Source organism: Nocardiopsis sp. LOL_012, from assembly GCF_048060475.1.
Classification (GTDB): Bacteria; Actinomycetota; Actinomycetes; order Streptosporangiales; family Streptosporangiaceae; genus Nocardiopsis.
This window is the reverse complement of sequence record NZ_JBHMIV010000003.1, coordinates 36,806-49,061: the sequence shown is the minus strand read 5'-3', so window position 1 is coordinate 49,061 and position 12,256 is coordinate 36,806. Positions and strand designations below refer to the sequence as shown.

16 protein-coding genes, 1 pseudogene and 1 CRISPR repeat array are annotated in these 12,256 nt (G+C 71.9%); of the genes and pseudogenes, 6 read left to right on the top strand and 11 right to left on the bottom strand.

The window, feature by feature from the left end; genetic code table 11:
- Nucleotides 1–9: 9 nt before the first annotated feature.
- Both ACFHWE_RS02845 and ACFHWE_RS02840 read right to left on the bottom strand, forming a co-directional pair.
- On the bottom strand, nucleotides 10–294 hold the full coding sequence (locus ACFHWE_RS02845) for a MoaD/ThiS family protein (RefSeq protein ID WP_416598964.1): 285 nt from the start codon (nucleotides 292–294) through the stop codon (nucleotides 10–12).
- Nucleotides 291–1,409: a WD40/YVTN/BNR-like repeat-containing protein gene (locus tag ACFHWE_RS02840; protein ID WP_416598963.1), complete on the bottom strand. Its 1,119-nt coding sequence runs from the start codon at nucleotides 1,407–1,409 to the stop codon at nucleotides 291–293. The genes ACFHWE_RS02845 and ACFHWE_RS02840 overlap by 4 nt, the downstream gene beginning before the upstream one ends.
- A gap of 429 nt (nucleotides 1,410–1,838) precedes the next feature.
- Here ACFHWE_RS02840 and ACFHWE_RS02835 point away from each other — a divergent pair, with 429 nt between their 5' ends.
- Nucleotides 1,839–2,432 (top strand): TetR family transcriptional regulator, encoded by a 594-nt coding sequence (locus ACFHWE_RS02835; protein WP_416598962.1) that lies wholly within the window; start codon nucleotides 1,839–1,841, stop codon nucleotides 2,430–2,432.
- A 64-nt stretch (nucleotides 2,433–2,496) separates the two neighbouring features.
- A complete protein-coding gene (locus ACFHWE_RS02830) occupies nucleotides 2,497–3,231 on the top strand; it encodes a dienelactone hydrolase family protein (RefSeq protein WP_416598961.1) in 735 nt (244 codons plus the stop codon).
- Nucleotides 3,232–3,255: 24 nt separating this feature from the next.
- Here the strand turns inward: ACFHWE_RS02830 and ACFHWE_RS02825 are convergent, their stop codons facing one another.
- Both ACFHWE_RS02825 and xylA read right to left on the bottom strand, forming a co-directional pair.
- The gene (locus ACFHWE_RS02825) at nucleotides 3,256–3,564 is read right to left on the bottom strand and encodes a DUF1801 domain-containing protein (RefSeq protein ID WP_416598960.1); all 309 of its coding nucleotides are present in this window, start codon (nucleotides 3,562–3,564) and stop codon (nucleotides 3,256–3,258) included.
- A gap of 188 nt (nucleotides 3,565–3,752) precedes the next feature.
- Nucleotides 3,753–4,919, bottom strand: a complete 1,167-nt coding sequence (xylA, locus tag ACFHWE_RS02820; RefSeq protein ID WP_416598959.1) for a xylose isomerase — start codon at nucleotides 4,917–4,919, stop codon at nucleotides 3,753–3,755.
- Between the two features lie 154 nt (nucleotides 4,920–5,073).
- Between xylA and xylB the strand changes: the two genes are divergently transcribed.
- Both xylB and ACFHWE_RS02810 read left to right on the top strand, forming a co-directional pair.
- Nucleotides 5,074–6,498 carry a xylulokinase gene (gene xylB / locus ACFHWE_RS02815; RefSeq protein ID WP_416598958.1) on the top strand — a complete coding sequence of 475 codons (1,425 nt, stop codon included), beginning with the start codon at nucleotides 5,074–5,076 and terminating at the stop codon, nucleotides 6,496–6,498.
- Nucleotides 6,495–7,703: an ROK family protein gene (locus tag ACFHWE_RS02810; protein WP_416598957.1), complete on the top strand. Its 1,209-nt coding sequence runs from the start codon at nucleotides 6,495–6,497 to the stop codon at nucleotides 7,701–7,703. The genes xylB and ACFHWE_RS02810 overlap by 4 nt, the downstream gene beginning before the upstream one ends.
- Nucleotides 7,704–7,718: 15 nt before the next feature.
- Here ACFHWE_RS02810 and ACFHWE_RS02805 read toward each other — a convergent pair whose 3' ends face one another.
- From ACFHWE_RS02805 to ACFHWE_RS02780, 6 genes are all read right to left on the bottom strand, one after another.
- A complete protein-coding gene (locus ACFHWE_RS02805) occupies nucleotides 7,719–8,090 on the bottom strand; it encodes a hypothetical protein (protein ID WP_416598956.1) in 372 nt (123 codons plus the stop codon).
- Between the two features lie 92 nt (nucleotides 8,091–8,182).
- The gene (locus ACFHWE_RS02800; protein ID WP_416598955.1) at nucleotides 8,183–8,656 is read right to left on the bottom strand and encodes a hypothetical protein; all 474 of its coding nucleotides are present in this window, start codon (nucleotides 8,654–8,656) and stop codon (nucleotides 8,183–8,185) included.
- A gap of 506 nt (nucleotides 8,657–9,162) precedes the next feature.
- Nucleotides 9,163–9,369, bottom strand: a complete 207-nt coding sequence (locus ACFHWE_RS02795) for a hypothetical protein (RefSeq protein WP_416598954.1) — start codon at nucleotides 9,367–9,369, stop codon at nucleotides 9,163–9,165.
- Entirely contained in the window at nucleotides 9,366–9,596 is a 231-nt protein-coding gene (locus ACFHWE_RS02790) for a hypothetical protein (protein WP_416598953.1), read from the bottom strand. Before ACFHWE_RS02790 ends, ACFHWE_RS02795 begins: the two co-directional genes overlap by 4 nt.
- A 1-nt stretch (nucleotide 9,597) precedes the next feature.
- Nucleotides 9,598–9,867, bottom strand: coding sequence for a hypothetical protein (locus ACFHWE_RS02785; RefSeq protein ID WP_416598952.1), 270 nt, complete (start codon nucleotides 9,865–9,867; stop codon nucleotides 9,598–9,600).
- Entirely contained in the window at nucleotides 9,864–10,043 is a 180-nt protein-coding gene (locus ACFHWE_RS02780; protein WP_416598951.1) for a hypothetical protein, read from the bottom strand. Before ACFHWE_RS02780 ends, ACFHWE_RS02785 begins: the two co-directional genes overlap by 4 nt.
- Before the next feature lie 229 nt (nucleotides 10,044–10,272).
- On the opposite strand from ACFHWE_RS02780, the gene ACFHWE_RS02775 reads away from it, so the two are divergent.
- Nucleotides 10,273–11,127, top strand: a complete 855-nt coding sequence (locus ACFHWE_RS02775) for a DUF5753 domain-containing protein (RefSeq protein ID WP_416598950.1) — start codon at nucleotides 10,273–10,275, stop codon at nucleotides 11,125–11,127.
- 12 nt (nucleotides 11,128–11,139) lie between these two features.
- Nucleotides 11,140–11,331 carry a DUF397 domain-containing protein gene (locus ACFHWE_RS02770; protein ID WP_416598949.1) on the top strand — a complete coding sequence of 64 codons (192 nt, stop codon included), beginning with the start codon at nucleotides 11,140–11,142 and terminating at the stop codon, nucleotides 11,329–11,331.
- 219 nt (nucleotides 11,332–11,550) lie between these two features.
- Nucleotides 11,551–11,884: a CRISPR direct-repeat array (repeat unit 29 nt; unit sequence GTGAGCCCCGCGCACGCGGGGATGGACCC).
- Nucleotides 11,885–11,892: 8 nt separating this feature from the next.
- Here the strand turns inward: ACFHWE_RS02770 and mnhG are convergent.
- Nucleotides 11,893–12,252: pseudogene (gene mnhG, locus ACFHWE_RS02765) on the bottom strand (monovalent cation/H(+) antiporter subunit G); the annotation flags it as partial.
- Between the last annotated feature and the right edge of the window lie 4 nt (nucleotides 12,253–12,256).

The following is a 12,256-nucleotide window of genomic DNA, read 5'->3' as shown; positions in this document are numbered from 1 at the left end:
GGCCCGGTCTCACCCCCCGGCGACCGACGGCAGTAGCCGTACGTCGGTGCCGTCGGGGACCTCGGCGTCCAGGCCGCCGAGGCCCCGGCACTCGTCGTCGCCCACGAACACGTTCACGTAGCGGCGCAGTGCCCCCTGCTCGTCGCGGATCCTCCGGTCCAGGCCGGGGTGCCGGGCGGCCAGGGCGTCGAGGACCCCGCGCAGCGCGGTTCCGTCGTCGACGTCGAGGGGCACGTGCGCGGCTCCGCCCGCGTCGGCGCGCAGCAGTCCTGGGAGGTGGACCGTCACCCTCATGCCGCGCACCCCGCCGCGCGGACGCACAGGACATCGGGAAGGTGGGCGGCCACCTGGTGCCAGCGCATCGCGCCGTCACCGGTGTCGACCGCGGCGAACACGTCGCCGGTGCGGGTGCCGAAGTAGAACCCGGGCTCCTCCGCGCCGTCGGTGCACGCGCCGTCGCGGAGCACGATCCCGTAGTAGGGGTCCTGGGGCAGGCCGTCCGTGGCCGGCCGCCACAGGTCGCCGGCGTCGTCGGTGCGGTACACGCTCAGACGGTCGCCGGGAGGGAAGTGGACCTCCTGGCTGACCACGGGGAAGGTGAGCGCTGACCCCGGGCGCCGGGGGTGCGGGACCAGCGCGAACCCGAAGTCGGTGGGCAGGCCCTCCTCCACGGCGGTCCAGCCCTGGCCGGCGGGGTCGTCGCTGCGGTAGACACCGTGGTGGTTCTGGGCGTAGAGCAGGCCGTCGGGGGCGGCGGCGACCTTGTGGACGCACTGCCCGTACTCGGGCTCCTCTCCCGGTATGAAGCCCGCGGAGATCCCCCGGTTGGCCGGGCCCCAACTGGCCCCGCCGTCCCGGGTCTGGTAGACGCCCCCGGTGGACATGGCGACCGTGATGGCGTCGGAGGAGCGCCGATCGCGGCCCAGGAGGCCCGGCAGGATGGTGTGGACGGCTCCGCCGCCCGCGCCGGGGAACCAGTCGGCCCGGTGCGGGTGGTCCCAGAGTGCGCGCACGAGTTCGAAACTCAGACCGCCGTCCGTGGACCGGAAGAGGGCGTGCGGTTCCACACCCGCGTACACGGTGCCCGGTTCGGGGCCGAAGGCGAACTGCCAGACCCGGGTGCAGGAGGCCCCGGTGTCCTCGGGGAAGGCGATGGGCGCCGAGGCGGGTTCCTTCCACGTGGCGGCACCGTCGTCGCTATACCAGAGGCTCGGTCCGTAGTGCCAGTGCTCCACCCCGGCGAGGACCCGGCCGGAGTGCGGATCGATCCCGACCGCGTACACCGGGCCCGTGCCGGTGCGCTCGTCCGCGTCGAGGTGGTGCGGACCGCTCACGTCCCAGGATCGGCGGTCTCGGGACCGGGCGGTGAACAGCCCCTTGCGTGTGCCGATGACCAGGAGGTACGCCATGGAATTCTCCAATGTGTGTGACTGGCCACCACTGTGGCACGAGTGTGTGACGTTCTGGGGTAGCAGCGAGGTGTGGGGTTTCCGGGGCTCGGGGTAGGATTTGCCAGACGCTGTCGGTCGGCGGAATCCACCGGGCGGGAAAAGGAGCACCGTTCGGCGGCATAACCCCGCCAGGGAGGCGATACACGCGTAGAGCGCCGTCCTTCGCCGTGGAGCCGGTTGCCATCGCTCGGCGGTCCTGCAATACAATTCCGCCTCAACACGTAGCACGGGCGCTTCGAGCCCTTGGCCGTGCTCGAAGCCCGTGCCCTCTGGCGTTCACGGCCACAGACTTCCCGCTGCCCGGCTTCCTGCGAAGCGTTTTGGGACTAGGGTCCTGATGGTCCCACGTCTCACAGAGAGTCGGGTTTCCACTCGATAGGGTCGCCCATGCACCACCCCCCGGATACACTCCATGCCCGTAAACGGCGCAAGGCCAGGGCCGCGATCGTCTCGGCCGCCTTCCGGCTTTTCGCTGAGCACGGGTTCGACAACGTCACTGTCGCGGCGATCGCCGAACACGCCGAAGTTGGGCGAACCACCTTCTTTCGGTACTTTGGCGACAAACAACAGGTGGTGTTCGCCGACGCCGCGGACGAGGTGGACCGCGTGTGCGCCCACATCCGCGAGAAGCCGCCGCTCCCGGTCGGCGACGACCTGTCAGCCGCCCTCTCCCTGTTGAGGGAGGCCGGCGCGGCGGTCCGGCCCCCCGCCGACCAGCCCTACACCCACGCGGCCGTGCTGTCCCGGCTGATGAGGGAGAGTCCCGAACTGCGGTCGCGCCACCTGCTCCTCCAGCAGCGCCGGGCGGACAGGATGGCCGACGCGCTGATGGAGAGGGGCGTCGTCGAGGCGGTCGCGGTGGTCGCCGCCCAGACCGCCACGGCCTGCGAGCTCGCCGCCATGCGGCTCTCCGGCGGACCGGAGGACGTCTCCGCCCGCCTGGAGGAGGCCTACGAACTGCTGGGGCCCCTCCTCGGCTGAACCTGGTAGCGGGACCACCCGCACCGGCGGTTCGCCGTGCCCGGGACGAGTGAGAGGGGCGAGCGTGCCCGACACCGACCTGAGTTCCTACACCCGAGACAACGACGGTTCTCCGAGACTGCGCGGATACACGGCCCGGCCGGAGGGCGAGGGCCCCTGGCCGGGCGTCGTGGTCGCCCACGAGGTCTTCGGGGTCGACGCCCAGATGAGGCTCCACGCCGACCGCCTGGCCCGGCTCGGCTACCTCACGATCGTCCCCGACCTGTACAGCCAGGGCGGGAAGTGGCGGTGCGTGGCCGGGGTGATGCGTGCCATGTCGCGTGGGCGCGGACGCGCCGTCACCGACATCGAGGCGGGCCGGCGCTGGCTGCTGGACCGGCCCGACTGCACGGGCCGGATCGGGGTCGTCGGCTTCTGCATGGGCGGCGGCTTCGCGATCGTGACCGCGCCCCGCTTCGACGCCGCCGCGCCCAACTACGGGGTCCTCTGCAACGACCTGTCGGAGGCGGTCCGCGGCGCGTGTCCGATGGTCGCCAGCTACGGGTCGAAGGACTGGCAGACCCCCGGCGCCGCGGCGAGACTGGAGGCCGCCCTGACGGCGGAGGGGGTGGCGCACGACGTGAAGGAGTACCCCGGCGCCGGCCACTCCTTCATGAACGAGGGGCCCAACGGCCCCGCGCTCCTCCGACCGCTGGCGAGGGTGACCGGGATCGGCCCGCACCCCGAGGCGGCCGCCGACGCGTGGCGGCGCATCGACGCCTTCTTCACCGAGCACCTGGGGAGACCCGCCCAACACTGACCGGGGCGGGCACACCGCCGGGCCTCAGGTCCGGCGGTGTGCGGCGATGAAGTCCTCCACCGGGTAGCGCGCCACCCAGTCGCCCACCACGTCCAGGGCCACGCCGTCCAGATCGCGGAACCGGACACACGACTTCCCCATGTCCGGCCTCTTCCCGGCGGCCTCCGACTGCTCGGCGAACTCGTCCTGGCGCTGCTCGCAGTACACGCTCATGAGGTACAGGGAGAAGTGCCGCTTCTGGGCCGCGATACCGGCGTACGTCAGCGGCTGCCCGTTGTAGGTGTCGGGGAAGCGCTCCAGCGGGACGGTGTAGCAGACCATCCCGTAGTGCATGCCCTCCTCATAGCCGGGGGCAGCCGGTCCAGGACGGCCCTGCGGAGCGCACGCAGCGTCTCCGCCCGGTCCTCGGGCAGTTCGGACAGGTACGCCTCGACCGTGGCCGCCCGACCGGAAACCATGGCGCCACCCTAGCCACGGGCACCGACGGGTCCGGGGCGGAGCACCGGCCGCAGGCGGGGAGTTCAGCCGCGGGCGCCCAGCAGGTGGTCCATGGCCAGTTGGTCGAGGCGCTCGAAGGCCATACCGCGCTCGGCGGCCGTGTCCGCGTCGAAGTCCTCGAAGGAGGAGCGGTCGTCGAGCAGGGACCGCAGGCCGTCCTCGGCCGTCGGCGCGGCCAGTTCGTCCAGTCCGGAGATCCGCAGCGCCTCCCGGACCTCCGGGTCGGCGCGGAAGGCCAGGGCGCGCTCCTTGAGGATCAGGTAGTTGCGCATGTTCCCCGCGGCGGAGGCCCACACACCCTCGGAGTCCTCCGTCCGGGGCGGTTTGAAGTCGAAGTGCCTCGGGCCCGTGTAGTCCGAGCTCTCCAGCAGGTCCACCAGCCAGAAGGCCTGGCGCAGGTCGCCGGCGCCGAACCGCAGGTCCTGGTCGTACTTGATGCTGGACTGGCCGTTGAGGTCGATGTGGAAGAGCTTGCCCGACCACAGGGCCTGGGCGATGCCGTGCGGGAAGTTCAGCCCCGCCATCTGCTCGTGGCCGACCTCCGGGTTGAGGCCGACCATGTCCGGGCGCTCCAGGCGGTCGATGAACGCCAGGGCGTGGCCGATGGTGGGGAGCAGGATGTCGCCGCGCGGTTCGTTCGGCTTGGGCTCGATGGCCAGACGCAGGTCGTAGCCCTGGGAGACCACGTACTCGCACAGCAGGTCGAAGGCCTCCTTCATCCGGTCCAGAGCGGCGCGCACGTCCTTGGCGGCGCCGGACTCGGAGCCCTCGCGCCCGCCCCAGGCGACGTAGGTCGTGGCGCCCAGTTCGGCCGCCAGGTCCATGTTGCGCATGGCCTTGCGCAGGGCGTAGCGGCGCACGCCGCGGTCGTTGGCGGTGAAGGCGCCGTCCTTGAACACCGGGTGGGAGAAGAGGTTGGTGGTGGCCATCGGCACCTTCATGCCGGTGGCGTCGAGGGCGGTGCGCAGGCGCGCGATGATCGCGTCGCGTTCGGTGGCGGAGGAGCCGAAGGGGACGAGGTCGTCGTCGTGGAAGGTCACCCCGTGGGCGCCGAGCGCGGCGAGGCGGTGCACCGCCTCGACCGGGTCGAGGGCGGGGCGGGTGGCGTCGCCGAACGGGTCCGCGCCCCGCCAGCCGACGGTCCACAGACCGAAGGTGAACCTGTCCTCGGGGGTGGGTGTGTAGCTCATAGCGGGCTCCTCACGGGCTCGGCTATTTTGTCATGGCCGTTGACAAATTATTATGCGGTGCAGCGCGGTGCGCGGGCAACCCCGTGGCGGGACCCGCCCACCGCCGGGACACCGCGGGACCGGTCCGCGGCCCCCGGAACACGAAGGAGGACACATGTCGTCGCGAGGTCCGTTCGCCATCGGGGTGGACTCCTCCACCCAGTCCACCAAGGCCCTGGTGGTCGACACCGCCGACGGGAGCGTCGTGGCCGAGGGCCGGGCGCCCCACAACGTCACGCCGGGCGGGATCCGCGAGAGCGACCCGCAGCAGTGGTGGGACGCCCTGTGCGAGGCGCTGCGCCAGTGCGGGGACGCGGCGCGCCGGGCAGGTGCGGTCTCGATCGCGGGACAGCAGCACGGCCTGGTCACCCTGGACTCCGGGGGCAGGCCGGTCCGTCCCGCGCTGCTGTGGAACGACGTGCGCTCGGCGCCGCAGGCACGGCGGCTGACTGAGGAGTTCGGCGGCCCGGCGGGCTGGGCGGAGCGCACCGGCAGTGTGCCCGGCGCCTCCTTCACCGTGACGAAGTGGGCGTGGCTGGCGGAGCACGAACCGGAGTCCCTCGCCCGCGTCGCCGCGGTCCGCCTCCCGCACGACTACCTCACCGAGCGGCTCACCGGCCTGGGCACCACCGACCGCGGGGACGCCTCCGGCACCGGCTGGTGGTCCCCGGCCACCGAGGCCTACGACGGGGAGATCCTCGACCGGATCGGTCTCGACCCGGACCTGCTCCCCCGCGTGGTCCGCCCCGGCCAGGCGGCCGGCACGGTCGGCGACGGCCTGCCGCTCGCCCCCGGGACCCGGGTCGCCGCCGGCACGGGCGACAACGCCGCCGCGGCCCTGGGCCTGGGACTGCTCCCCGGCACCCCGGTGATGAGCCTGGGCACCTCCGGCACCGTGTACACGGTCACCGGGCGCCGTCCCGCCGACCCCACGGGCACGGTGGCGGGGTTCGCCGACGCCGTCGGCGGCTGGCTCCCCCTCGCCTGCACCCTCAACTGCACCCTGGCCGTGGACCGGGTGGCCCGGCTGATCGGGCTCGACCGCGAGGCCGTCGAGCCCGGCGCGGACGTGACGGTGCTCCCCTACCTGGACGGCGAACGGACCCCGGACCTGCCCCGCGCCTCCGGGCTGGTCCACGGCCTGACCCACGACACCACCCCCGGCCAGCTCCTCCAGGCCGCCTACGACGGTGCCGTGCACGCCCTGCTCGGCGCCCTCGACCTGGTCCTGGACGAGGACGCCGACCCCAGCGCCCCGCTGCTGCTCATCGGTGGCGGGGCGCGCGGCACCGCCTGGCGGGAGACCGTGCTCCGGCTCAGCGGCCGAGCGGTGCGGGTACCCGAGGCCGAGGAGCTTGTCGCGCTCGGCGCTGCCGCGCAGGCCGCGGGCCTGCTGACCGGCGAGGACCCGGTCGCGGTCGCCCGCCGCTGGAACACCGCCCGCGGCCCGGTGTTCGGCCCCGTCGGGCGCGACGAGGCCGCACTCGACCGGATCACCGGTATCCTCGACGCCTCCACCCCACTGCTGGACCGCCGATGACACCGCCACCGAGCCGCTCCGCCGACGGCCTCCGAGGCCTGCCCGACACGCAGCGGAGCATGCGCCGTCGCAACCTCGCCCGGGTCATGCACGCGGTCAGCGCCGAGGGCCCGCTCTCCCGGGCCGCCGTCGCCGCGAGCACCGGCCTGACCCGGGCCGCCGTCTCCACCCTGGTCGACGACCTCGTCCGCTGGGACCTGCTGGAGGAGTACGGCCCGGGGCGGCCCCCCGCCGCGGGCCGGGGCCGCCCCGGTTCCGCGCTCGCCGTCAGCGACCGCGGCCCGGTGGGGATCGGTGCCGAGATCGGCGTCGACCACCTCGCCGTGTGCGCCGTCGACCTGCGCGGCACGGTCAGGGCCCGGGCCGAGCTGCGCGGCGCCAACCGCGGCCGCCCGCCGGAGACGGTCCTGGCCGACCTCGCACTGCGGGTGCGCCGGGTCGTCGAGGAGTGCGGTGGCCGGGGGCTGTGGCCGGCGGGGCTCGCGGTCGCCGTCCCCGGCCTGGTGGCCAGGGACAGCAGGATCCTGGACCGCGCCCCCAACCTCGGCTGGCCCCGGACCGATCTCGGGGCGCTCCTGCCCGGGGCTCCGCCGCTGTCGGTCGACAACGAGGCCAACTACGGCGGCCTCGCCGAGCTCTGGCTCGACCCCGGTGCACCGCGTGACTTCCTGCACGTCTCGGCCGAGATCGGCATCGGTGCGGCGCTGGTCGTGGACGGGAGGCTGCTGCGCGGCACCCACGGGTTCGCGGGCGAGCTCGGACACGTCCCGGTCCACCCCGACGGTCCCGCCTGCCGGTGCGGCGGCAGCGGCTGCCTGGAGCGGTACGCCGGGGAGGACGCTGTGCTGCGCGCGGCCGGGCTGGACCCGGGGGAGGGGCGCAGCAGCCTCCTCGCCGAACGCGCCGCCCGCGGGGACCGGACCGCGCTCCGAGCCCTGCGCGGCGCCGGGACCGCCCTCGGTATCGCGCTCGCGGGGGCGGTGAACCTGCTGGACCCACGGGCGGTGGTCGTGGGCGGTGAGCTCGCGGCCCTGGCCCCCTGGGTACTGCCCCCACTGGAGGAGGAGCTCTCCCGCCGAACCGGAGGCCGGGACTGCCCGGTCTCGGCCTCCCGGCTCGGCAAGGAGGGCCCGCTGCTCGGCGCCGCCCACTCGGTGGTCCGCGCCGTGCTCGACGATCCGGCGTGCGTGACCGAGCGGAGCTGAGCGCGGCGGGCCGGATCAGACCTCCAGCGTCTCCTCGATGCCCTTGAGGCGGTGGCGGGCCAGGGCGAGGTTGCTCCGGGACCGGTCCAGCGCCAGGTACAGGAACAGTCCCTGCCCCTTGCGGTCGGTGAGGGGGCGGATGACGTGGTACTGGCCGGAGAGGGTGATGAGGATGTCCTCAAGGGTCTCGTTGATCCCCAGTTGGTCCATGGTCCTCATCTTGGCCCTGACCACTTCCGTGTTCCCGGCCGCGGCCACGTTGAGGTCGAGTGAGCTCGTGGCGCTGAGGGTTCCCAGAGCCATTCCGCTGCCGTAGTCGACGACGGCGGCTCCGAGAGCCCCTTCGATCGACATCATGTCCTTCAAACCGGTTTCGATATTCGGCATGTCCTTCTCCCTATTCGGTGTGGTTCGGCGCAGGGCGGGCCGCTGCGCCATCCAGCGGCGCACGGTCGGCCGCAAGTGGAACCGGCGACCGCTCACGCGATCACCGCTCCGGTCCTCGGCCTGTCGACCGAGAGCGACCTGAGGCCCACCAGTACGCGTTCGAGCAGCGCCCGGTCCACGGTGGTCGCGGGGCGCGCCGCGGGGCGGCCGCGGTCGCGGCGGGGTGGCGGCAGGCGGGCCGTGCCCGCCAACCCGCGCAGTTGTCGCAGAGCGAAGCCGAGGTGCCCCCGACCGCGCTCCATCCGTACCTGAACACAGAGGTCAGAGCCCTTCAGAACGGCGAGCAGCAGATAGTGGCCGCCGTCGGTGACGACCAGGTCCTCCACTGCCTCAGCGTCGTAGAGAGGACCGTTGTCGATGGCTCGGAGGAGTGATACCGAGTCCGTGGTCCGGTCCTCGGCCCCGGCGCGGGCCACGGTGTCGCCCGTCCGCCAGTCGACGAGACAGACACTGCACACTCCAGGGGTCTGGAGCATCTCCTGCATCTCCTGGTCGATGGTGAGCACCTCGGCTCCTCAAAGGAAGAAACGAGCGACTGGCGTCGGCCCGCGGGTGAACGGTTCCGGCCCACAAACGGCCTCTACGGATGCCATGAACCCTAGGCGGAAGGCATGGGTAATCGCAGAGATTTCATGACTTTTCGTTTTTTCTAACAAAAAACACGGGGGTTTCATTGAAGAATGGGGTGATTGATGGATGAATGTGTATTCAGGTGTGCAGAGAAAGGATTTCGTGCGTTAGAAGGGTCATCGTCGCCCTCTCCGGCGGTCCGGGGTCTTCGCGTGCCGACCGTCCCGAAGCCCGGGTCGGGACGGTCGGCCCGGTCCGCGGCCTCCCCGGTCCCGAACCGGTCACCGTGTCGGGTGCGGTGCCCGCCCCACCACGCCGTCGAGGTTCGCCCCAGGACGAAGATCAGCGCCGAGGTTCGCCCCAGAGCGAACCTCGACTACACGACAACGCACCTCGACCCCGCGCGCCCGGGAGGCTTCCAGGGGTCCCGGGCGCGCGGAGACTAGGCGTCCCTGCGGCACCTGTGGGCGAGCCGGGCGCGCAGCGCGGCCGTATCCGGGGCGGTGATCTCCTCGAAGGCATCGCCGGGGCCGGACCAGCCGGGTGGGCGGTGGGCCACGTAGGTCACGGTGCCGTCGGGTGCGGTGCGGGTGGTGAGCACCCACGCTCCGCGCTGGACCTGGTCCAGGGCGTGTTCCAGCCCGGTCACGTCGCCCTCTCCAGACGCTCCAGGGGTGAGGTCCACACCAGCGGCGGCCGGTGCGGGTCGGGCCGGTCGGTGACCGCCACCCGGGTCAGGTGGCCCCGGGTCGCGGCGTAGACCGCGCGGCCCTGGAGGTCGGGGCCGAGGTAGCGCAGGGCGGCCCCGTGCCCGCGCGCCCACGCGGCGAGGTCGGCCAGCGAGCGCAGTTCGGCGATGTCGCACACGTGGTTCATGTCAGACCACCCGCCGGATGGAGCGCGCCCGCTCGGGCTGTGGCCCGGTGGCGTAGGAGACGGGCAGGCGCGAGAGCGCTCCCTCCACCATGTCCACCGCGCCCACCAGGTCCCCCGAATCGGCGGCGTAGGCGAGCGCCCGACGCGCCGCCGCGCCCCGGTCGCGGACCAGCTCCAGATAGGGCAGGTGGCCGTCCGCTCCGCCGGGCGGGGGCACGTCCAGGACGTCGCGGACGGCCGCGAACAGGTCCGAGGTGGTGATGTCGATCATGCGGCCGCCCCCTGGAGGGTGAGCAGGCGGGCGAGGGCCTGGGCGAGCGGTGCGAGGTCTCCGGCCGGGTGGGCGTAGAAGCGCACGCGGCGGGCGCGGCGCGGGCGGCGCGGGGGCGGGACGGTGGATGCGAGCCGCCGCACGGGGCGGAGTTCGTCGTGTCGCAGGTAGCGCAAAGCGCACACCTCCAGGGGTCGTGCCGGATGGGAGGTCCGGCGGCTTCTGGTGACACCATCGTCGCTGACTGCGCATCAGATCGCAAGATGCATTACAAGATCGCATGAAACAATCTCAGTAGATACTGACTCATGCTGTCGAAGGATGCGACAAATGTCTGAAGATGCGACACGGAGCGTAGGGTCGAAGCACCAACACAGTTCAGCCCGGATCACGAGGAGCGAGGATTTGGCCGCCAGTCCAACCCTTCGACGCCGACGACTGGCCCGTCAGCTACTCCGTCTGCGTGAGGACACAGGGCTGACCGCGAAACAGGCTGCTGCCGAAGCGAAGAAGCGGGCTCCGGACAAGAGCTGGTTCGAGGCCAAGATCACCCGGATCGAGACCCGCAAGCAGCGCGTGCGCGACGCCGACCTCCAGATCCTTCTGGACATCTACGGCGTCATGGACCCAGACGAGCGGGAGGCCTACCGCAGGCTTGCCCGCGAGGCTTCCAAATCGGGATGGTGGTTCGGATACCGGGACATCCTCGGCGCCGGAACCTACATCGACCTTGAGACCGAAGCCTCGCGGATACGCACGTACCAGGTCCAACACCTTCCCGGCCTGCTCCAGACCGAGGGCTACGCCCGCACGATGATCCGAGCCGGTGGCGTCACCGATGAAGACGAGGTGGAACGCCGCGTCGAAGTGCGTATGGTCCGTCAGCACATTCTCAGTCGTGCGGACGCACCACGCCTGTGGGCGATCATCGACGAAACCGCTTTCCGCAAGACCCCACCCGAGATCGCCGCCGAACAACTCCGCCACCTGCTCGACGTGCAACGGCCGACACTGCGGGTCCAGGTCCTGCCCGACTCCGTGGGGCCGCACGCCGGGATGGACGGCTCCTTCGTCATCCTGGATTTCCCCCATGACCCGTCAGCGGTCTACGCCGAGCAGACCGGCGGGTCCGGCTTGCTGATGGAGGATTCGGAGCAGATTACGCTCTACGAGACGGTGCTTGACCACGTCCAGGCGGCCGCGCTCAGCGTGGAGGAATCCCGTGCCTGGATAGAGCGCCGACTCAACCAGCTCGACTAGAGGACACCGACGATGTTCACCAGCGAATCCCACCTTCAGTTCCGCAAGTCCTCCTACTCCTCCGCGAAGGGGCAGGACTGCGTGGAGGTCGCCGACTTCCCCGGCGGATCCGCCGTCCGCGACACCCAGAACCGCGAGGCGGGACACCTGGCTTTCGGTTCCGCCGAGTGGGACGCCCTGCTCAAGGCCGCTGCTCGCTCTTGAAGCGGGCAAGACGAAGGCCCCGGTCCGATGACGGCCGGGGCCTTGTCCATGCTCACCAGAAGCATGATCCCGCGCCGAGTCTATCGCCGGGCCGCCCCGCCGACCAGACGGCGAGCCCGCAGGGCTGCGTGTACGTGTCCAGGGCGATACGGTTGAGGACAGGCCGCGCAAGCGATGTTACAAGAGGATAAAGCGCTGCGTTGTCCCAGGTCATTTAGGGTGAGCCCCGCGCACGCGGGGATGGACCCCGGGGCGGGGCGCTTGCCCCGAAGCCGCTTTCGTGAGCCCCGCGCACGCGGGGATGGACCCTTGAACTCCGAGATCGACGACCTCGCCAAGGAGTGAGCCCCGCGCACGCGGGGATGGACCCACCTTCAGGCAGATCGGGTCGAGGGCGTCGTGGTGAGCCCCGCGCACGCGGGGATGGACCCTGTTGGTGCCCGGCGACGTCAAGGGCGAGTACGTGAGCCCCGCGCACGCGGGGATGGACCGGGTCCCGAGTTCCCCGGATGCTTTGGGGAGTCGTGAGCCCCGCGCACGCGGGGATGCTCAGGACTGCTCGTCGCTGCGCCGCCGCTCCAGGTGCTCGGCGAGTTCGTCGGTGACCAGCAGGTCCTCCCGGATCCGCCCCGAACGGTAGGCCACCCGGGCCGCGATGTGGCCGGCGACGGGCACCGTCATGATCTGGAACAGGCCCACCAGGAGCAGGGTGCCCACGTTGAACACCCCGGTCTCCACCGGAGCGATGCGCAGACCGATCCCCACCAGGACGAGGAGCAGCCCGAGTACCTGGGGCTTGGCGGCGGTGTGCATCCGGGAGAGCAGGTCGGGGAAGCGCACCAGGCCCACCCCCGCGACCAGGGACAGCAGCGCCCCCGCCACCAGGCACAGCACCGCGATCCAGTCCAGCACCGCGATCATCTGA